Annotated in this window: 17 protein-coding genes; 10 read left to right on the forward strand and 7 right to left on the reverse strand. The window is 57.8% G+C overall.

Going from position 1 to position 19856, the window contains the following annotated elements:
• The 3 genes from BLR16_RS08620 to BLR16_RS08630 all read left to right on the forward strand — a co-directional run bounded on the left by BLR16_RS08620 (position 1) and on the right by BLR16_RS08630 (position 2589).
• Positions 1-1266, forward strand: a complete 1266-nt coding sequence (locus tag BLR16_RS08620; RefSeq protein WP_003368946.1) for an ABC transporter permease — start codon at positions 1-3, stop codon at positions 1264-1266.
• An 8-nt stretch (positions 1267-1274) separates the two neighbouring features.
• Entirely contained in the window at positions 1275-1799 is a 525-nt protein-coding gene (locus BLR16_RS08625) for a DUF3299 domain-containing protein (protein WP_003431776.1), read from the forward strand.
• A 103-nt stretch (positions 1800-1902) separates the two neighbouring features.
• The gene (locus tag BLR16_RS08630; RefSeq protein ID WP_003368950.1) at positions 1903-2589 is read left to right on the forward strand and encodes an OmpW/AlkL family protein; all 687 of its coding nucleotides are present in this window, start codon (positions 1903-1905) and stop codon (positions 2587-2589) included.
• A 275-nt stretch (positions 2590-2864) separates the two neighbouring features.
• On the opposite strand, the gene BLR16_RS08635 is transcribed toward BLR16_RS08630, so the two are convergent.
• The 4 genes from BLR16_RS08635 to BLR16_RS08650 form a co-directional block, all read right to left on the reverse strand.
• Positions 2865-3359 carry a hypothetical protein gene (locus BLR16_RS08635; protein ID WP_074805313.1) on the reverse strand — a complete coding sequence of 165 codons (495 nt, stop codon included), beginning with the start codon at positions 3357-3359 and terminating at the stop codon, positions 2865-2867.
• Between the two features lie 354 nt (positions 3360-3713).
• Positions 3714-4643, reverse strand: coding sequence for an NAD-dependent epimerase/dehydratase family protein (locus tag BLR16_RS08640; protein ID WP_003368953.1), 930 nt, complete (start codon positions 4641-4643; stop codon positions 3714-3716).
• Positions 4636-5520, reverse strand: a complete 885-nt coding sequence (locus tag BLR16_RS08645; protein WP_003431778.1) for a sugar nucleotide-binding protein — start codon at positions 5518-5520, stop codon at positions 4636-4638. The genes BLR16_RS08640 and BLR16_RS08645 overlap by 8 nt, the downstream gene beginning before the upstream one ends.
• Positions 5521-5673: 153 nt before the next feature.
• Positions 5674-7998, reverse strand: a complete 2325-nt coding sequence (locus tag BLR16_RS08650) for a mechanosensitive ion channel family protein (RefSeq protein WP_072366287.1) — start codon at positions 7996-7998, stop codon at positions 5674-5676.
• Positions 7999-8289: 291 nt separating this feature from the next.
• Here BLR16_RS08650 and BLR16_RS08655 point away from each other — a divergent pair, with 291 nt between their 5' ends.
• Positions 8290-9108 carry an alpha/beta fold hydrolase gene (locus tag BLR16_RS08655; protein WP_074805315.1) on the forward strand — a complete coding sequence of 273 codons (819 nt, stop codon included), beginning with the start codon at positions 8290-8292 and terminating at the stop codon, positions 9106-9108.
• Positions 9109-9156: 48 nt separating this feature from the next.
• Here BLR16_RS08655 and BLR16_RS08660 read toward each other — a convergent pair whose 3' ends face one another.
• Positions 9157-10005 carry an ureidoglycolate lyase gene (locus BLR16_RS08660; RefSeq protein WP_003368960.1) on the reverse strand — a complete coding sequence of 283 codons (849 nt, stop codon included), beginning with the start codon at positions 10003-10005 and terminating at the stop codon, positions 9157-9159.
• 320 nt (positions 10006-10325) lie between these two features.
• On the opposite strand from BLR16_RS08660, the gene BLR16_RS08665 reads away from it, so the two are divergent.
• The 6 genes from BLR16_RS08665 to BLR16_RS08690 all read left to right on the forward strand — a co-directional run bounded on the left by BLR16_RS08665 (position 10326) and on the right by BLR16_RS08690 (position 15787).
• A complete protein-coding gene (locus tag BLR16_RS08665; RefSeq protein ID WP_074805319.1) occupies positions 10326-11162 on the forward strand; it encodes an energy transducer TonB in 837 nt (278 codons plus the stop codon).
• A 10-nt stretch (positions 11163-11172) separates the two neighbouring features.
• Positions 11173-11865: a MotA/TolQ/ExbB proton channel family protein gene (locus tag BLR16_RS08670; protein WP_003431782.1), complete on the forward strand. Its 693-nt coding sequence runs from the start codon at positions 11173-11175 to the stop codon at positions 11863-11865.
• Between the two features lies 1 nt (position 11866).
• A complete protein-coding gene (locus BLR16_RS08675) occupies positions 11867-12271 on the forward strand; it encodes an ExbD/TolR family protein (protein WP_065350673.1) in 405 nt (134 codons plus the stop codon).
• Positions 12272-12343: 72 nt separating this feature from the next.
• Positions 12344-14650, forward strand: a complete 2307-nt coding sequence (locus tag BLR16_RS08680) for a TonB-dependent receptor (protein ID WP_054081926.1) — start codon at positions 12344-12346, stop codon at positions 14648-14650.
• Between the two features lie 264 nt (positions 14651-14914).
• Positions 14915-15154 carry a hypothetical protein gene (locus BLR16_RS08685; RefSeq protein WP_003317071.1) on the forward strand — a complete coding sequence of 80 codons (240 nt, stop codon included), beginning with the start codon at positions 14915-14917 and terminating at the stop codon, positions 15152-15154.
• An 81-nt stretch (positions 15155-15235) separates the two neighbouring features.
• Positions 15236-15787 (forward strand): hypothetical protein, encoded by a 552-nt coding sequence (locus BLR16_RS08690; protein WP_058397054.1) that lies wholly within the window; start codon positions 15236-15238, stop codon positions 15785-15787.
• Positions 15788-15830: 43 nt separating this feature from the next.
• Here the strand turns inward: BLR16_RS08690 and BLR16_RS08695 are convergent, their stop codons facing one another.
• Together BLR16_RS08695 and BLR16_RS08700 are read right to left on the reverse strand one after the other, a co-directional pair.
• A complete protein-coding gene (locus BLR16_RS08695) occupies positions 15831-16466 on the reverse strand; it encodes a hypothetical protein (protein ID WP_074805325.1) in 636 nt (211 codons plus the stop codon).
• Between the two features lie 442 nt (positions 16467-16908).
• The gene (locus tag BLR16_RS08700) at positions 16909-19827 is read right to left on the reverse strand and encodes a putative bifunctional diguanylate cyclase/phosphodiesterase (RefSeq protein WP_054081924.1); all 2919 of its coding nucleotides are present in this window, start codon (positions 19825-19827) and stop codon (positions 16909-16911) included.
• Positions 19828-19856 lie beyond the last annotated feature (29 nt).

The following is a 19856-nucleotide window of genomic DNA, read 5'->3' on the forward strand; positions in this document are numbered from 1 at the left end:
ATGTATCTGTTTCGTCTGGCCATGGCCAGCCTGGCCAATCGCCGTTTCACCGCGTTCCTCACTGCCTTCGCCATTGCCCTGTCGGTTTGCCTGTTACTGGCCGTCGAGCGGGTACGCACCGAAGCGCGCTCCAGCTTCGCCAGCACCATCAGCGGCACCGATCTGATCGTCGGTGCGCGCTCCGGCTCGATCAACCTGTTGCTGTACTCGGTGTTCCGCATCGGCAATGCCACCAACAACATTCGCTGGGACAGCTTCGAGCACTTCGCCAACAGCAAGCAGGTCAAGTGGGCGATCCCGGTTTCGCTGGGCGACTCCCATCGTGGCTACCGGGTGATGGGCACCAGTGAAGCGTATTTCGAGCATTATCAGTTCGGCCGCCAACAGCACCTGGAGATGGCCGAAGGACGCGAGTTCAAGACCGATCCCTTTGAAGTGGTGCTGGGTTCGGAGGTCGCCAAGGCGCTGCATTACAAGCTGGGCGACAAGCTGGTCCTGGCGCACGGTGTCGCCGCGATCAGTCTGGTCAAGCATGACGACAAACCGTTCACCGTGGTCGGCATCCTCAAGCCGACCGGTACGCCGGTGGACCGCACGCTGCATATCAGTCTGGGCGGCATGGAGGCCATTCATATCGACTGGCACAACGGCGCCCCGGCACGCGGCAACGAGCGCATCTCAGCCGATCAGGCGCGCAATATGGACCTGACGCCGACTGCGATCACTGCCTTCATGCTGGGCTTGAACAGCAAGATTTCCACCTTCAGCCTGCAACGCGAGATCAACGAATACCGTGGTGAGCCGATGCTGGCGATTCTGCCCGGCGTGGCCCTGCAGGAGCTGTGGAGCCTGATGGGCACTGCGGAAAAGGCGCTGTTCGTGATTTCGCTGTTCGTGGTACTGACCGGGCTGATCGGCATGCTGACCGCAATTCTTACCAGCCTCAATGAACGGCGCCGGGAAATGGCCATCCTGCGCTCGGTCGGCGCGCGTCCCTGGCATATCGCAAGTCTGCTTATACTCGAAGCCTTCGCCCTGGCGCTGGCGGGTGTCATCAGTGGCCTTGCGCTGCTCTATATCGGCATCTTCGTGGCCCGCGACTACGTGCTCGACAACTACGGTCTGTACCTGTCGTCTATGCCACCTGGCCAATATGAATGGACATTACTCGGTGCCATTCTCGGCTGCGCGCTGTTGATGGGAACCGTGCCAGCCTGGCGAGCCTACAGGCAGTCACTGGCCGATGGACTGTCGATTCGTTTATGAGGACCTTCATGATGCGGCGCATGCTACTCACTCTGCTGTTCTCGGTTACCACTCAAGTGTGGGCCGCCGAGCCGCGTGAGCTGACCTGGAATGACATGATTCCACCCGATGCACCTGTGGTGAAGCCGGTAACGACTCCGCTTCACGATATGTCCAAGCTGTCCGATGCACTGGCCATGGAGGCAGCGCCTGCGGCTCACCAACTGGCGCCGCATGCGCCGGTGGTCAAGGCACTGGACGGCAAACTGGTGCGTTTACCGGGCTACATCGTGCCGCTCGAGGTCAGTGAGGAAGGCCGGGTGACGGAGTTTTTGCTGGTGCCGTATTTCGGCGCCTGCATCCATGTGCCGCCGCCACCGGCGAACCAGATCGTGCATGTCACGAGCGAGCTGGGTGTGAAGGTCGATGAGCTGTATCAGCCGTACTGGATCGAAGGACCGATGCAGGCCAAGTCGTCTTCCAGCGAACTGGCAGAAGCGGGTTATCAGATGCAGGCAGACAAGATTCTTGTCTACGAGTTGCCGGATTCATAAGGATCACGAGGTTCCCAGCGATTTCATTGAGCTGAGTCAAAGTCGCCGCTCGACAGCGCTTTAACATTACGCCCATAAATTTTGACTGATCTCTGGAGCCTCCATGCACAAGCATCTGCTACGCGCGTCCCTTGTCGCGCTTGCCCTCACCGCCCCGGTCGCGGCACACGCCTACGAGCCTGGCGACTTCATCGTTCGCGCCGGTGTCGCGCACGTTCAGCCCAATGAAGACAGCGGCGAAGTGCGCCTCGACGGCACCAAGGTTTCCGGCACCAAAGCGACTGTCGACGGCGAAAACCAGCTGGGCCTGACCTTCGCCTACATGCTGACCCAGCACGTCGGCATCGAGCTGCTGGCCGCCACACCGTTCAGCCACACTGTGTCGGTCAAAGGCCTCGGGCCTGGCCTGGATGGCAAGCTGGCCGATATCAAACAACTGCCGCCGACGCTGTCGTTGCAATACTACCCGATGGAACCGTCGTCGAAATTCCAGCCGTACGCTGGCGTGGGCATCAACTACACCACGTTCTTCGATACCGACCTGACCGGCAACCGCAAGGATCAGGGCTTCAGCAACCTCAAGCTCAAGGACTCGGTCGGTCTGGCCGCACAGCTGGGCATGGATTACATGATCACCGACAACGTACTGCTCAACGCCTCGGTCTGGTACGTCGACATCGATACCAAAGCAACCGTGGACGGCCCGTCAGCCCTGGCCGTCGGCAAGACCAAGGTCGACGTGGACATCGACCCGTGGGTGTACATGGTGGGTGTGGGTTACAAGTTCTGACCTGAACGTCTTAAGCGCCACAAGCACAAAGGCGCCCTTATTGGGTGCCTTTGTTTTTTGCGGGAGCTGCTGACGCTCGTGCCAGTGCACAACGCTTATCGGTTCTCAACAGTTCGCGGATGAGCAGAGCATCTTTCGATCCGCTCTTCCCCCAAGTGGTGAAGCTGTATCAAAGAAACTCAAGCCCTGTTCAAGTTGCCTCTTCGCACCTCGAGAAACTGCCTTGAGGAGGTAAAATGGCCAGACTCTTGAACGTCTTTTCGGGCCGAAGCTTATTATGCCTGCCCGACAGTATCCTCAATTCTGAATACGCCATCACCGACATAGGTGATCGCCAGCGGCTTATCATCGTCAATTCCCTCTGGCAATTTCAGGTCGTAATTAGCCGTCAGGAACTGCTCCGGAATCATCGGCTCAACTATGCCCGAGGAACGAAGAAAGGTGCTGATGCCGTACACCAGCACACCTACGGAAGCGATAGGACCTGGGTAAAGTTGAAGAAACTGAAGAAACGTTAGCCCGGTCAGATAGTCGATACGAACAGTGTCAGGGCCAAATATGATAAAAGCGCCCCCAACTACAAACAGCAGCAACCCAATAAGACTCAAGAGGAGTGACGTCAAAATGACCGGTGCGCTATCGGTTTCCTTTTCAGTAGAAAGATAAGCCAAATATGCTTCAATAAAGCCCGGTACTGCGATCTCTCCCGGCACTTGGTGCACGTTGACCTCGCCGAGATTTTCTACCTCTAGTTCATCTTCGTCTTGCATGCCATGCGTCCTTCATAAGAATGACGATGGATACTAGAAGCCATTGAAATTGCTGAACACCTTAAAATCATCAATTACAAAAAATGCAGAATGCTCCTACATATTCGGAAGCTAAATCCTGCGCAACCAGCCAATAGATCTCACACCAGCGTTGGGCCGCAGGCAATTGGTAGCTGACACCATTTGCCGAAACAGGCAGTAAAACCCGTGCAGACGGTGCATCGGTGTAACCGAGGCCGCATATTCCAAAGCCTCAGTCCATCGCAGTCGTCATAGCCTTCCATGCTCTGGTGCATAAGCACCTTCTTCAGGGCTGATTGAGGCACGGATAACGACAAGCACTTAGCGCGGGACTCACTGTCCCATCAACAACTCAAGCCCACGCACCAGTGGCGTTGGCTCGTCGATGGTGAAGTGCTCCAGCAAGCGCTGGTTGCTCGCGCGGGAATGCTTGATGTCGCCCGAGCGCGGTGCCTGATAGCTGACTTCCGGCTGTTTGCCGACCACTTGCGAGAGTGCCGACAGCAACTCATTGAGCGACGTGGTCTTGTTCAGACCGACGTTGATCGCGCCTTCGATGGCGCTGTCTCGTGACAGAGCCTGCAGCAGCAGCTTGAGCAGATCGCCCACGTAGTAGAAATCCCGCGTCTGCTCACCATCGCCAAACACACTGATCGGCAGGCCTTTGCGGATACGCTCGGCAAAGATGCTGATCACGCCGGAGTACGGCGACGATGGGTCCTGGCGTGGCCCGAAAATGTTGAAGAAGCGGAAGATCACCGGTTCCAGGCCATGCTGGCGACGGTAGAAATCCAGGTAGTGCTCGCTGGCCAGCTTGTCCGAGGCGTAAGGGGTCAGCGGTGCCTTGGTGGTGTCCTCGGTGATCGCTTCGCCCTCACCGTTATTGCCGTACACCGCCGCGCTGGAAGCAAAGATCACCCGTTTGATGCCCGCTTCGCGCATGGCTTCGCAGACATTCAACGTGCCGATGAAGTTGCTCTGGTGGGTGCGCACCGGGTCGTCTACCGACGCCTGAACCGAGGCCACTGCCGCCAGGTGCACGACGGCCTTGCAACCCTGCGCCGCGCGCTTGACCAGGTCGGCATCGGCCACGTCCCCTTCGATCAGTTCGACCTGCGGGTTATCGAGCGGCAAATTGCTGCGCTTGCCTGCCGAGAGGTTGTCGAGGATACGCACGGCCTGCCCACTGGCAAGCAATGCGTCGGTCAGGTGCGAGCCAATAAAACCCGCACCTCCAGTGATCAGAACAGGAGCGTCAGACATGTCGATAATACCGATCCAGCAGGCTTGGCAGACCGGCCCGCCAGGCGCGGGGCTTGATGCCGAAAGTGTGGAGAATTTTCTTGCAGGCCAAGACCGCGTGCTGCGGTTCTTCGCCTGCATCGGGGCGCGCGGCGTGGGCCTGCGCAGTGGGCGATTCGATAGCCAGCGCGTGCAGCAGACGCGCTTCGGTGAGCACTGCCTGCCCCAGCGCCAGCGGCGTAGTCGCCTCGTGTCCGGCGTAGTGGTAGGTGCCCCACAGCGGCGCTTCGCAATCGAGTTGCTTGATGACCGAAATGATCACCCGCGCCGCATCGTCGACCGGCGTCGGGTTGCCGCGACGATCGTCGGCGAGCAGCAGCTCTCCGGGTTCTTTCGCACGCGAGAGAAAGCGGCCCAGCACACCATCGGTGCTGTCATCCAGCAGCCAGCCGAAACGCACCAGCACATGTTGCGGGCAGGTCGCACGAACACTTTGCTCGATACGCCACAGGGCCTGACCGCGCAGGCCCAGAGGTACAGGCTCGTCTTTTTCGCTGTAGGCCGTCGCGCGGGAACCATCGAACACACGATAGCTGGACGGCTGAACCAGCGTGATGTTGTGGTGCTGACAGAGTTCGGCAAGACGCTCGACAGAGCGCTCCTGATGAGTCAGGCGCGCTTCACTCACGGTCTCCGCCTGAAACCAGTCGAAGTAGTAAGCAAGGTTGATCAGGGCATCGGGACGGGTGTCATCAAGCAGTTGCGTAAGGCTCGCCACGTCCCAGCCGTCTTGCGGTGGACGTGGTGCGAGGAAACCAATGTCTTCCTCGGCACCCAGACGAATCAGCGCCTGCCCGAGGGCATTCCCGCCGCCCAATAGCATAAGGCGCATTCGCATAGAGTCAGCAGGCTCGGTATCAGATAATCAAACGAACAATTGAAAAACGCCTGCAAACATAACACGTTGCCTGCCAACCCCCAACAGTTGCGCAGCCTGGCGGGTTAATGACGCCGCGACAAAGCGTTGCAGCGTCCGCGCATGTCGGTTGAGTTACTGAGCGGCCGGGCCCGGCGTGCTGTTGCCCTTGGACAGACTGAGCGGCGCGGGCGCAGGCGCAGGCGCAGAAGGTGTCGCCATGGCAGGGTCCGAGGGCGCGGGTGGCCCTTCGGCTTCGACGCCAGCCTGCGGATTATTGAAGCCCGGCCCCATGACCATCTGTGGATAAGTCTGCGCAAAGCGTACGCTCGGATTCTTGTCCACAAGCCGCTTGAGACGCTCGTTGAACGCACGTCCCACCGCGTACTGACCGCCCGAAGAGGTACGAAATTGCGCGGTCAGCACCACGCCGTTGAGGTCCATGCGGTCGACGCCGAAGACCTCCAGCGGTCCCTGCAGGTTGTGCTTGAGCAGGATGTCTTCGCTGATCGACTGGCCGGTCTCGCGGATCAGCGCCAGTGCGTCATCGATGTCCGAGTCATAGGTGAACTGCACCGAGAAGAACGCATAAGCGAATTGCCGCGACTGGTTGGTGACGGCCTTGATCTGCCCGAACGGCACCGAGTGAACGAACCCCTTGCCGTCACGCAGTCGCACGGTGCGAATGGTCAGGCTTTCCACCGACCCGGAATGGCCGGTACTGAGGACCACCCAGTCGCCCACCGAAAAGGTGTCCTCGATGATGATGAACAGGCCGGTGATCACGTCCTGCACCAGTTGCTGCGAACCGAAACCGATGGCCAGACCGACGACCCCGGCACCCGCCAGCAGTGGTGCCACGTTGATGCCCAGGTTGGCCATGGTGGTGATCGCACAGATCACTACCAGAATGATTTTTACCGCATTACGCAGCAGCGGCAGAATGGTTTTGACCCGAGTGCTTGGCTGGCGACCGCTGCGATGATTGACCGGCGGTTTCAGGGCTTCCTGAATGGCGGTGTCGAGCACCACCCACAATAGCCAAGTGACGACGAAGATCAGACCGATGCTGCTCAGTGAATCACTGATCACCCGGCCAAGGGTGTTGCGCTGGGCAAACTCGAACATCGAGAAGCCCCAGATACGGCCCAGGATCTCGATGAACCCGATGGCCAGCGCGATACGCAGCACCGCATACACCAGGCTCAACAGACGCGCCTTGTACACATGCCCGCCGCGACCCAGGGTCTCGGTCGGTTTGAACAGGTGCTGGAACACGGTGCTGAGGAACACCGTGGCAATCAGCAGAATGGTGGTGAACAACGCACAACGCAGCGCTTGCTGACTGTCCTCACCGGCACCGATGAGGTTGATCGCCGAGACCAGAATCATCAGCAGGATCGGCAGGTGCCACAGCTTGGAGAATATCTTCAACGACTGTTGCAGCGCGGGCCGTTGCAGGCGACTGCTCAATGAGCGGTTACGGATCAGGTGGGCCACCGGGCGACGCACCTTGATGATCAGCATGCAGAACACCACCGAGGCGAACAGCCCGGTAAACACCGCAACACTGGTGGTGACGTTACTGCCCAACTGGCGGGCGATCTGCGGACTGGTCAACGCGTCACTCAGCGCCGCGAGGAAGCCGACCACGAACAATGGCCTAGGCGCGTAGCGGCGAATCATGCGCACGGCGGCACGCTTGTGGCCGAAATTGAACATCACGATCACGCAGAGCAGCACCGAAGTCGAGACGATGCCGCTGCTGGTTGCATACGCGAAACACAGTGCCAGCGCACGGCCTACCGAAGACGGCATGAAATGGCTGACGTAAAGGGTCAACGGCAGGCAGACGATGGCTGGCAGGGTAAATGGCAACACGTACTTGAGCAGCGCCTGACTGCGTGCGCGCACCCGCATGAACGGTGTGCGGCACAAGCGTACGGCGAGAAAACGACCCAGCGTGGTCAGAACCGCAAACGATGCGATCCATACAAAAGACAGGGCGAGGAAGTCCCCGGCGACGCTCCATGGGGAACGAGTAGTGCGTTTGTTGACCAGCTTTTCCAGCTCGTCGGCGGCACGATCGGCACGCAGTTGCCAAGCGTCGAACAGATTGTCATCCAGGTTGAGCTTTTCCTGGACGTCATCGATGCTGGTACTGATGGCGCCGAGTAACCCGCCCTGCACCAGCAACTCGGGAGCCTCGGCCGCAGGCTCTGCACCATCAGCCGGTTTCGCATCGGCCTTGTCCTTGTCCGCCGCCTTGTCATCCGCTTTCGGGGCGGGTTTGTCAGCAGCCTTGGGGTCGGCTTTGGGGTCAGCCTTTTCAGCAGCCTTGTCATCTGCCGGCACCGCCGCGCCCATCGGTAATGCAGGTACATCGGCCGCCTGGAGATTGAAACTGCCTGCGAATAACAGCAGACCCGAAAGGATCAAGATTTTCAGCTGAGACGCCACGCAGTTTTCTCCTTCAATGGGCAAGTCAAACCATGGACAGGGCAAGGCAAGCCTCGACCCCAATGAACTGATTCCCGTATGCGCGGCAAGTTCGGTTTCGGCAGGGAAATACGATGAGGCAATGTTTCAGAAAACCGCGGTTGGGCAGTACGCTCAGTCTTCTCGACTGAACTATGCAAAACCCTCACTGCCGGAATTATCGGGAGCTGCCGAAGGCGTGCACCCGCCTGCGCACCAAAGCGCTCGCCCGATAACCCCGACATCGAGAACCTGACATCGAGAGGAATCTGCATGAGCACGTTCAACACCAAAGATGGCACCGAGATCTATTACAAGGATTGGGGCACGGGCAAACCGGTCCTGTTCAGCCACGGCTGGCCGCTGGATGCGGATATGTGGGAATACCAGATGGAATACCTGAGCAGCCGGGGCTATCGCACCATCGCCTTCGACCGCCGCGGGTTCGGTCGTTCCGGTCAGCCGTGGACCGGCTATGACTATGACACCTTCGCTGACGACATCGCCGATCTGATCGAACACCTCGATCTGCGCGAGGTGACACTGGTGGGTTTCTCCATGGGCGGCGGTGACGTCACGCGCTATATCGCCAAACATGGCAGCAAGCGGGTGGCCAAACTGGCGTTGCTGGGCTCGGTCACACCGTTCTTCCTCAAGACCGCTGACAACCCGGAAGGCGTCGACCGGTCCGTATTCGATAGCATCATGGCAGGCCTGCTCAAGGACCGCGCCCAGTTCATCAGCGACTTCGCCAGCACGTTCTATGGCATAAACCACGGCCAGAAAGTCTCCGAAGGCGTACAGACGCAAACGCTGAACATCGCCCTGCTCGCCTCCCTCAAGGGCACGCTGGATTGCGTGACAGCGTTCTCCGCAACCGACTTCCGCCCGGACATGGCAAAAATCGATGTGCCGACCCTGGTGATTCATGGTGACGATGATCAGGTGGTGCCGTTCGAAGCCTCGGGCAAACGGGCTGCTGCGATGATCAAGGGTGCCGAACTTAAGGTGTATTCAGGAGCACCGCACGGGTTTGCAGTGACCCATGCAGAGACGCTTAACAAAGACCTGCTGGCGTTTGTGCAGGGCTGACAGTTTGCATGACAGGGAGCCGATTGCCAGCTCCCTGCTGGCAGCGGGTCAGTCGGCCGGAACGGTCAACTGACTCTGCTCGCCCAGCCCCGTGATCCCCAGACGCATGCGTTGCCCTGCACGCAGGAAGACAGGTTGTGGCTTCACGCCCAGTCCCACACCCGGCGGTGTCCCCGTCGAGATGACATCGCCTGGTTGCAGGCTCATGCAACGGCTCAGGTAGGCGATCAGTTGCGGCACACTGAAAATCAACGTGCGCGTATTGCCATTCTGATAACGATGGCCATCCACTTCCAGCCACAGGTCGAGCGCGTGAGGATCGGCAATCTCGTCGCGAGTCACCAGCCACGGACCTAAAGGGCCGAAGGTATCGAAGCCTTTGCCCTTGTCCCAGGTCCCGCCGCGCTCAAGCTGCCATTCGCGCTCGGACACATCATTGATCACGCAATACCCGGCTACATGCTCCATGGCATCGGCTTCGTCGATGTAACGTCCGCCCTTGCCGATGATCACGCCCAGCTCGACCTCCCAGTCGGTCTTGAGCGAACCACGGGGGATCTGGACATCATCGTTGGGACCGCAAATAGCACTGGTCCACTTGTTGAAGATGATCGGTTCCTTCGGCACGTCCATCTGCGACTCTGCCGCGTGGTCAGCGTAGTTCAAGCCTATGCAGATGAATTTGCCGACCTGCCCGACACACGCCCCGATACGTGGTTGGCCCGAAACCAGCGGCAGGCTGGCAGGATCGATTGCCGCCAGGCTCGCCAGACTGGCCGGGCTCAGTGCCTCGCCCGCGATATCCCTGATGTGCGCAGACAGGTCGCGGATCTGGTTGTTGGCATCCAGCAGCCCGGGTTTCTCCAAGCCTTTTTCACCGTAACGTAGCAATTTCATCGAGTTCTCCCGTTTCTGTCCAAGGTGTGAACCGCGGATCAAGAGGGTGACGCCCTGTTGCCCAGCCTGCGCGGCAATACGTTTTCGTGTCAGTACGAACCTGGCAAGTCTGGACAGATAGCATTGCAGCAAATGCCTTGCCTAATGAAATTTACGAACAATTGCGCGACAAGCCGGGTTCACTTTCAACAGCAGAAAACCACGATCACACGGCGGCGGTCATAATTAATACACACGACGAGTATTAATATCAGCTCCAGTTGAAACGAGCCTCTCGCCAACACGACGGGCTTGTATTCTTTCACGGGTGAGCTGAATTCATGTCAACGCTGATACTGTCCCGCCGCTTACCGCCGCGTCAGCTACGCCACTGGCCCCATCAGCCTGTGGGTAACTGCAACGTTGCCCCTTCGTCGCTTGTCGTCCAGCAGCACAGCCACAACGCACCACGTACATGGCCGCACGCCGCATTGGCGATTGCACTGGCGATCGGGTTGCATGCCGCGCTGGCAGCGTGGCTGATGGCCGATCACCCGCAAGCGCCCGAGCCGACCCCGCCGATGCCGATCACCGTGCAGTGGGTACCGCCGCCCGTTGCGCTGCCGGTAGCCCAGCCGACGCCGCCTGAGCCCACCCCTCAGCCAGCACCGGAGCCGCCTGCGCCTGCGCCAGCTCCCAGGCCTGAGCCAGCCCCCACGCCAGCGCCTCCTGAGCCCAAACCTGCCGAGCTACCCAAGCCCAAGGCGCAGCCCAGAAGCGCACCAAGCAAACCTGTCGCCAAACCTGCTGCGCCGGCGCCTTCCATCGCGGCACCCACACCGACGCCTGCTGCAGCGCCAGCGCCAAGACCTGCGCCAGCGGCACCACAGACCACCACCGCGCCCATAGGCCGCGCCGGTTACCTGAACAATCCGCCACCGGTCTACCCGCCCGCCGCCGCCCGCCGCCATCAGGAAGGCACGACGATGCTGCGTGTGCATGTGCTGCCCAACGGACGTACCGACCAGGTGCAGGTGCTGCAAAGCAGCGGCGTCCCGGCGCTGGACGACGCCGCGCAGGCAGCCGTCCGGCAATGGACCTTTATTCCCGCCAAACGCGGCGACACCCCGGTAGAAGGCTGGGTCAACGTCCCCATGGCTTTCAAACTCGCACCCTGAGGCTCACGTCATGAACACTGCTTACTCCGTACTCATTACCCAATCCTCAATGGCCCTGCTGGTGATTTTCTCGCTGGTGACCTGGGCGCTGCTGCTCGGCAAGACCTTTCAGCACTGGCGACTGACCCGGCAGAACCGACGCTACGCCACGCAGTTCTGGGCCGCCCGCGACCTCAAAAATGCGCTGCACCTGCCAAACAGTGAAGGCAGCCTGGCGCGCCTGACCGATGCCGGCGCGCAGGCCCTCGCCGCGCCCCACGACTCGCCGGACCTGGGCCACAGCTGGAACCGCCAGGACTTGCTCGAGCGCAGCCTGCGCCAACAGATCCACAAGGAACGTCGTCGCCTGGAGAGCGGCATGATCCTGCTGGCATCGATCGGCAGCACCGCGCCCTTCATCGGCCTGTTCGGTACGGTGTTCGGGATCATTCATGCACTCACTGCGATCAGCCAGGCCAGGTCGGCGAGCATTGCGGTGGTCGCCGGGCCCATTGGCGAAGCGCTGGTAGCGACCGGCGTCGGCATCGCCGTCGCGGTGCCTGCGGTGCTGGCCTACAACTTCTTCGGGCGGCGTCTGAAGCTGGTGATCGCGGACCTTGAGGAGTTCGCCGTGGATTTCCTCAACCTCTCGCAACGCAACGCCTTCCGGCTGCAACCCGACCATCGCGACAAGACGGCCCCGAGCCTGAAAGGAGTGAGCTGACATGTCCTTCTCCACGTCCAATGATGACGATGCAATCAGCGACATCAACATCACGCCGTTGGTGGATGTGATGCTGGTGCTGCTGGTGACCTTCATCGTCACCGCACCGCTGCTCAATAACGCCATACCGCTGGACCTGCCGCAGACCGTCGCCACCACCTCACTGGATCAGGCCGACCCGGTGGTGCTGAGTGTCGACGCCACTGGCGGCGTGTTCATCGACAGCGAAGCTGTAGCGCTGGAGCAACTTCCGGAGGCGCTGCAAGCCCTGCACAGCAAAGACCCGGACGTCGCCGTCAGCCTGCGCGCCGATCAGGCGACGGGTTACGGCCGCGTGGCGCAGGTACTGGCAGATGTGCAGAAAGCCGGCATCAGTCGCCTGTCGGTGATTACCGAAAGCCCCTGAAACAAAAACCTGTCGTTAACCACATGACCCGCCGCAAGCGCGGCGCCCTGACGCCCCCAGGAAAATCTTTCCATGAACAATCGATCGATACCGCGTGCCCCTCGATTCCCGGTAACGCGCCTAGCGCTGCTGGTTTCATTGAACTCACTGTGCCTGATCAGCCCGTTCATTCAGGCCGATGACGAGGTGCCCACCTCGGTAACGGCGCCCGCCAGCGACGACACCGCCGCCATGACGCTGGGCACGGTGTCAGTGATCGGTCAGGGCGAGACTCGCCAGGTGCAGCGCGTGACGCAAAAGGATGTGAAGGCTTACTCGGCAGGCACCAGCCCGATGAAGGTTCTGCAACGCCTGCCTGGGGTCAACTTTCAGTCTGGTGACCCGCTGGGCCGTGAGGAAGGCAGCCAGCGCATCAGCCTGCGCGGCTTCGATATGCACCACCTGGGCTACACGCTGGACGGCGTCACCCTCGGCAACATGAGCTTCGGCAACTTCAATGGCCTGAGCATCACCCGCGCGATCATCGCTGAAAACATCGCCTCCAGCGAAGTGGCACCCGGCATCGGCTCACTGGGCACGGCATCGAACAGCGATCTGGGCGGCACCATCCAGTTCACCAGTTCCAATCCCGATAAAGAGTTCGGCGCGCGCCTGTCGCAAACCTTGGGCAGCTACGACACCTCGCGCACTTTCATGCGGGTCGATACTGGCGAATACAACGGACTTTCAGCGTACGTGTCAGGCGAAAAGTACGATGCCGACGCCTGGAAAGGCCACAGCAACCCGCAAAAGTCCGACGCAGTGAACGCCAAGGTCAACTACAACTTCGGCGACAACCGGGTCAGTTTCTTCCACAGCACCTCGTCACATGACGAAGCCAACCTGCCGAACCTGTCGAAGAGCATCATCCAGCGTCTGGGCTACAACTGGAGCTACTACACGCCGGACTGGACCCGCGCGGTCAATGCGGCCAACGGCATTTATACCGGCGGGGTAACCAGCGCAAACGATGCGACCTACAACGCCAGCAGCCTGCGCGACGACGAACTGGACATCCTCAACGGCAATTTCTCGCTGACCGATGATCTGGTCCTGGACGCGACCGTCTATCATCACCATGACTCGGGTCGGGGCAACTCGTATTACCCGTTCGTCTACACCAGCGGCTCGACGACAGTGCCGAGCAATTCGATTCGCAGCACAAAATACGGCATCGATCGAACCGGCTTCCAGAGCTCGCTGACCTACTATCTCGGCCAGCATGAAATTCAGGGCGGGTTCTGGATTCAGTCCAACAAGAACGACATTTCGCGCTACCTGTTCGATACCACCAATGCGACGCCGCAGAACCACATCGTCAAAACCGATGGCCTGCCCCTGGCGGCCACCGTTCTGGATCAGAGTTACAACGACCTGACCCGGCAGTTCTACCTGCGCGACACCTACACCCTGCTCGATGACCGCCTCAAACTTGAGTTCGGCGCGAAAAATACTGTGACGACCTCAACAGCCGAAGGCAAAGGCGGCGGTTACGCCAGTGGCTCGCTGCAAGCGCGGGACAGGTTTCTGCCGCAAATAGGCGCAACCTACAAACTCGACGAGGACGACGAAGTCTTCACTTCTTACTCGGAAAACATGGCTGCGTTCCCGAGTGGCGGGTACAGCCCGTTCTTCACGACGCAGAGCGCCGTCGATGCGCAGAACGGCTTCAAGGACCTGAAGCCGGAAACCTCGAAAACCGTCGAATTGGGCGTGCGCCGCAGCACCAAACTGTATTCGGCCTCGGCGGCGATCTACAACACCAAATTCGATAACCGCCTGGTCGCCATCACCAACTGCACCGGCATCGTCATCTGCCAGAACGGTGTCGCCAACGTCGGTTCGGTCACCAGTCGAGGACTGGAACTGTCGTTCGGCCTGACGCCCAATGAAAACTGGCGCTGGTCCAACTCCATGTCCTACAACCACAGCACTTACGACGATGACTACGCCAGCGGCGGCAACACCGTTCATGTCAAAGGCAAAACCGTAGTCGATACACCGAAACTGATGTATTCGAGCAACCTGGACTGGACTTGGGAACACTGGAACGCCGGCTTGCAAGGCAGTTACATCAGCAAGCGCTATTACACCTACACCAATGACTCCAGTGTCAGCGGCTACTGGCTGGCAAACGCCAACCTCGGCTATGACTTCGGCAAACTCGGCGCCCTCAAGGACACCACGCTGTCGCTGAACATGGTCAACCTGTTCGACAAACGCTACATCTCCACCCTCAACACCGACGCCAGCGCAGCCACCGACCCGGCGGGCAACCTGCAGATCCTTCAAGTGGGCACACCGCGCAGCGCGTTTGTAACACTGGGCGTGAAGCTCTGATCGTTGCTGACTGAGGACGGGCGAAGGATCGCCCCATCCGCCACTTGCATTGAGTGACGCTGCGCGGTGTGCTCCTGGAGACAGGATCCTGCGGGAACGGGCCTGCTCCTGAAGACAGGCATCTGTGGGAGCGAGCTTGCTAGCGAAGGCAATCTGCCAGTCGCTGCATAATACGTGTCGGTTGCCAGCCCCACGGCGACGAACAGCGCACGGTGCTGCATACTCCCCCGCATCTATAGCGCCTGACTTCCATCTGGACACACCATGACACCCAACGCAGAACTCTATAACCCCTCCACCGAATATGCCGACAAACTGATCTCGCGCATCGGTCAAACCCCTTCGTGGATTGCCAAGCGCATCGGGGTGACCGACAAACGCATTCGCTACATCCTCGATGGGGAAAGGACCGTCAAAGGCGAGACCACGCCGATTCAGATGACCTATACCGAGCAGTTTGCGCTGGAGTGCCTTGTGGCAGAGGCTATAGCGCTGAGGATGTAGACCAGCAGGCTATCAAGCATTGCCCTTGAATCTGAGGTTCCTGATAATCACGCCCTCAAATAACTCAGACAAGGAAATGCAGTGAAAGGAAATCTACTGTTGGTTGCGGTGCTTGCACTGTTTATACAAGGCTGTGGCGTGACCATGACGCGTTACGAGCCCAGCTTCGATAACGTCCAGAAGCTCAAGCAAACGCCTCCCCTTTTACCGATCCGTCAGACTCAGGTCAGCGCTGCGGCAGGTCAGGATTCACTGCAAGTGCGCGGCAATCCTGTCACATCCCCTAGCGGCAGCATCACGCAACACATCCAGGATGCCCTGACGGGTGAACTGGACCGCGCAGGTCTCATCGACCCGCAATCGCCACGCCAGCTAAATGTGCTGGTTACGCAGAACGAACTGACCGCTGGAATGGGTACAGGCACCGGCACAATCGCCGCGCACTTCACGCTGATCAACGGCGCGAAAGTTGAATATGACGCTACCAAGCAGGTCAGCAGCCAATGGAACAGCAGTTTTTTGGGGGCCGTCGCTATCCCCAATGCGGCAAACGCCTACAACCCGTTGGTGCGTGATTTGCTCAAGGCTTTATACAGCGACCCACTGTTTACCCAAGCGCTGAATCACAAATAAAAAAAGAGCCCAAATGGGCTCTTTTTTTCGGGCGGTCAGTTCATTACACCTGCGGAACAGTAACCTTCAGCATTGAGTACTTCAGACTCTGGCTCTCCACCAACTGCTTGAGCAGTGAATTGACTTGGCGCGTAAACGTATCGTTAACAGCCTTCTGCGGTGTATTGGCCATCATCGGCACAAACCAGATACCTATCCAGGTGTTGATTGCATCATGGTTACCGACTGTTCTCAGCACCTTGCCCTGGGAATCCTGCGCATCCAGGCTCATGCTGTACTGATCGGTGGCCATCGACGGAATAATAGTCAGAGTCAGACCACTGATAAACGCCATCACCAATTGGCCACCGCTTGGCGGATGGTTATACACCTTGAGGTGCAGGCTGTAGTCGCCTGGCTGTTTCTTGAACTCATCAAGGGTCACTCGGCCAAACAACCCAGAGTCAGTCAGCGCTTTTTGCAGTTGGGGCTTGAGTGCATCCCGAGCTTGCGGTACTTCTACTGCGCCGGTGGTTCCGGGTGTGCCCTGGTAGAAATCGAACGCAACGAACACGTTGGGTTTATTCGTGTAGCTGGCCATGGAAGGCATGGTGACTGGCGCTACTTCGTCCTTGGTAAAACTGGCGCAGCCGCTCAATACCAGCATTGCCGCAAGGCCCAGTGTCTTCAAGCGTTTCATTTACGATTTTCCTTAGTCAATAACAGAACGTCTGTCCGAATCCATTCAAGAATTGCGGCCTTACCACTGCCTCATACGACAGCGATAGAGGCCACTATTGTGCCATCAACTAAAACTTCGTCAATAATCTTAAGGCTGGCGCAGACCTCCAGGCGAATGATCTGAGAAACCCTTGGCCACAGCCGCAAAGGATTTCATGCTCTGGGTCGTCTCACGATACTTCGTTACCACCGTTCGCCAATGATTGAAATTGGAAGCGGGTTGACCCAACACTCAGCATGCTGTTGGACACGCTTTACGACGGAGGCTTCATTCGAATAGAGGATTCTCACGCGACCCACATCGTGCAGATCCCCCCTGAAGCTGTCGGCTAACAGCTAAAAGTGGGCGCTGCGTACAGCGGCGCGCCATGACCGCTCTCGCAGAGGCTATCACTACTACGCTACGCCACACCGCTTTCAGAAAACCCTATATCCAGACTGCGTGACGATTTGATCATCGCTGCACACTCATCACTGATGACAGGCTTACTGAAAAGATAACCCTGCATTTGATCGCAGCCATACGCCACGAGCAGCTCTAGCTGGTCGACTGTTTCAACGCCTTCTGCAATGACCTTAAGACCCAATTCGTGCGCCAGTACGATTACTGCCCTGGTGATCGCGGCGTCCTCATGATTGCTGGTGATATCCTTTATGAACGCCCTGTCGATTTTGAGGGCATCAAGAGGAAACCGCTTCAGGTAGGCCAAACTGGAATAGCCCGTTCCGAAATCATCGACGGAGAGGCTTATACCATACGATTTTATATCTCGAAGTATCTCAACCGCCGACTCGGGATCGATCATCAGCATCGACTCGGTCAGTTCGAACTCTAAAAGAGCGGGGTTGATACCGTATGCTTCAACGACGTGCTTGACGGTCTCAGCCAGGCCTTTGACTTGAAGCTGCCTGACGGACAGATTGATGGCGATCGGTACCAGCCTTATGTTGTTCTCTTCCCAGCTTTTTAGGGTTTCACAGACTTTCCGTATAACCCAAACGCCGACAGGAATGATCAGGCCAGTGTCCTCAAGAATAGGGATAAAATCGGCCGGAGAAATCATACCTTGCTCCGGGTGATTCCAGCGCAATAAGGCCTCTAGACCACTTATCCTGCCATCGGCGAGGCTGACCTTTGGCTGAAAATGCAGAATAAACTCATCGCGATCAAGCGCACCCCGCAATAGCGTTTCCGTTTGCAAGCGTCTGGTTAAACTTTCGTTCATTCTGGCGTTGTAAAACTTGAAATTGTTACGGCCACTTTTTTTCGCATGGTACATGGCGGTGTCCGCATTCTTCAAGATAACGCCAGTGTCACGCCCGTCAAACGGATAATTAGCGATGCCTACACTCGCTGAAACGAATATATCCTGACCGCCAAGGTTGAACGGTTTGCCCAGCGCATCAACAACGTGGGTCGCCAGCGATTTTATGAGGCTCTCGGAATAGACGTTGTGTGTGACGACAATCGAAAATTCATCGCCTCCCAGCCGCGCAACCACACTGTTCTCATCCATGCAGCCTTTCAAGCGTCGACCCGCCTGGATAAGCAATTGATCGCCTACTGAATGCCCCATGGTGTCATTGACGGCCTTGAACCTGTCCAAATCTATGAATATGACGCTTACTGCATCTGGCGCTGACGTTGTCCGACTGATTATCTCGCGCAGATAATTGCTGAGAAACCAGCGATTAGGCAGATGGGTAAGCGAATCATTTTCGGCCAGGTAGGTGAGCTTTCTCTTTGCGTCATGCCTTTCAAGCGCGGCTGCCAAAAGGTTGGCAAGTGTTTGAAGGTAGCTGACATCTTCACGCGTAAACGTGTAATCCCTGCTGGCATACACACCAAGAACGCCCTTGAAGACCTCCCTGCAAGAGATATCAACCTCCAGGCCACTTCTAATATTGCAAACGTCCACTGTTTCACCAGGAAGCAGCGCGTACCTGCTATCTGGCGCATCAGCATTAATGAAAAACCCGACAGAAGCAGCAGTCCCGCTCAAAAAATCATTGTGATAACCACTGCGGATCTCAACGTCGGTGAAGCCAACCTCCGCGCTGAGGATGACCTCATGATTCACTCGATCAATGACCCGTAAAGCGGCCTTGCTCAAGTTCAATCCTTGCGCCGCAGTCAGTGTTGCCCGTTCACCCAGAACACTGACGTTTTCCTCGGTCAACGCCTGCTGGCCAAACAAGGCGATAAGGTTTTGCCTTCTGGAGTTATCCAGAATCGCCACCTCAAACTCTTTTCGATCGGTGATATCGATATCGATGCAGATATATTTTTCAACGCCGCCCAGGTCATCGAGAATAGGTATGATAGTGCGTCGATGCCATGCAACCTTGCCGCTGCGACCTGAGAGCCTGACCTCACCGTTCCACACCTCATTTTCCGGTGCCCATTGCCACGGTTCAGTGGTTGAAGACATGCCGGTCCAGACCTCATCGATCGTCAACTCTAAAAGCTCGGCTCGCGAGTGCTGTGAGCTTGTTACGAATCGTTCGTTAACGTAGGTGATACGTCCGGAGGCCGACACTTCGCAAACGATGGACACCTCATCCAGGGCATTTTTATGCTGCACCAAGGTATTCATCAACGATTCGATACGCAGACCAAAGTGATTGCGCATACTTGCGGCAGTGCGGTTTACCGCTTTTATAGCCTCCTGTATTTCCATGGGAGCATCAGCGACCAACATCGCTTCTGCTGCCACTGCACCTGAAGCAATTTCCGCCTCATAAGAGTGAAGTTTGCCCAGGTGAGCAAGCGAACGCTTGATCATGAACCCCATCAACATCAAACTTATCAGCAGAAAAAATACCGCAAACAATGTAGCCTGGATCACAAGACTATAGAGTTCGGCAGCAATTCTCTCGGCATTAAAAGACAAACGCATCACACCATAATCTTTTCCGCCAATAGTGATCGGGCGATTGACATCGAATAATCTTGCAGCGACTTCAGACTCTATCCACGCAGGCGCTCTTCCAACCGGCGCACTGGCTGCCTCAAGGCGAATCACGCCACCCGACAGGTCAATAAACATGGCCGACTTGAACGGCGAGCGAGCCAGGGTTTTTTCGAGGGTTCTTTTGATGGTGTCGTAATCGCCGATGACGACACTTTCCTCAACCGCTTGCGCCGCAACCTCAATGAGCATGTTAGCGGTGTCTTGTATCTCTTCAATATGCTGAAGCAGCTGGTTTTTATAAAACAGTCCCAGCCCTGTCGTCAAAAAAGTCAGTATCAGAATGGATAACATCGCCAGTATTCGCGACGTCAGTGATTTGGGCAGCAGGCTTTTAAAGAAATTCATTAACAGCCTCTCCAGCTAACGTTGAAATT

It is taken from the genome of Pseudomonas sp. BS3767 (genome assembly GCF_900099665.1).
Taxonomy (GTDB): domain Bacteria; phylum Pseudomonadota; class Gammaproteobacteria; order Pseudomonadales; family Pseudomonadaceae; genus Aquipseudomonas; species Aquipseudomonas cerasi.

What these genes read in the sequence shown, in the direction of transcription:
- BLR16_RS08630 (WP_003368950.1), top strand. Translation starts at nt 1,903, where the DNA reads ATGCACAAGCATCTGCTACGCGCGTCCCTTGTCGCGCTTGCCCTCACC.
- BLR16_RS08620 (WP_003368946.1), top strand. Translation starts at nt 1, where the DNA reads ATGTATCTGTTTCGTCTGGCCATGGCCAGCCTGGCCAATCGCCGTTTC.
- BLR16_RS08635 (WP_074805313.1), bottom strand. Translation starts at nt 3,359, where the DNA reads ATGCAAGACGAAGATGAACTAGAGGTAGAAAATCTCGGCGAGGTCAAC.
- BLR16_RS08655 (WP_074805315.1), top strand. Translation starts at nt 8,290, where the DNA reads ATGAGCACGTTCAACACCAAAGATGGCACCGAGATCTATTACAAGGAT.
- BLR16_RS08665 (WP_074805319.1), top strand. Translation starts at nt 10,326, where the DNA reads ATGTCAACGCTGATACTGTCCCGCCGCTTACCGCCGCGTCAGCTACGC.
- BLR16_RS08660 (WP_003368960.1), bottom strand. Translation starts at nt 10,005, where the DNA reads ATGAAATTGCTACGTTACGGTGAAAAAGGCTTGGAGAAACCCGGGCTG.
- BLR16_RS08680 (WP_054081926.1), top strand. Translation starts at nt 12,344, where the DNA reads ATGAACAATCGATCGATACCGCGTGCCCCTCGATTCCCGGTAACGCGC.
- BLR16_RS08640 (WP_003368953.1), bottom strand. Translation starts at nt 4,643, where the DNA reads ATGTCTGACGCTCCTGTTCTGATCACTGGAGGTGCGGGTTTTATTGGC.
- BLR16_RS08625 (WP_003431776.1), top strand. Translation starts at nt 1,275, where the DNA reads ATGATGCGGCGCATGCTACTCACTCTGCTGTTCTCGGTTACCACTCAA.
- BLR16_RS08700 (WP_054081924.1), bottom strand. Translation starts at nt 19,827, where the DNA reads ATGAATTTCTTTAAAAGCCTGCTGCCCAAATCACTGACGTCGCGAATA.
- BLR16_RS08645 (WP_003431778.1), bottom strand. Translation starts at nt 5,520, where the DNA reads ATGCGAATGCGCCTTATGCTATTGGGCGGCGGGAATGCCCTCGGGCAG.
- BLR16_RS08670 (WP_003431782.1), top strand. Translation starts at nt 11,173, where the DNA reads ATGAACACTGCTTACTCCGTACTCATTACCCAATCCTCAATGGCCCTG.
- BLR16_RS08685 (WP_003317071.1), top strand. Translation starts at nt 14,915, where the DNA reads ATGACACCCAACGCAGAACTCTATAACCCCTCCACCGAATATGCCGAC.
- BLR16_RS08695 (WP_074805325.1), bottom strand. Translation starts at nt 16,466, where the DNA reads ATGAAACGCTTGAAGACACTGGGCCTTGCGGCAATGCTGGTATTGAGC.
- BLR16_RS08675 (WP_065350673.1), top strand. Translation starts at nt 11,867, where the DNA reads ATGTCCTTCTCCACGTCCAATGATGACGATGCAATCAGCGACATCAAC.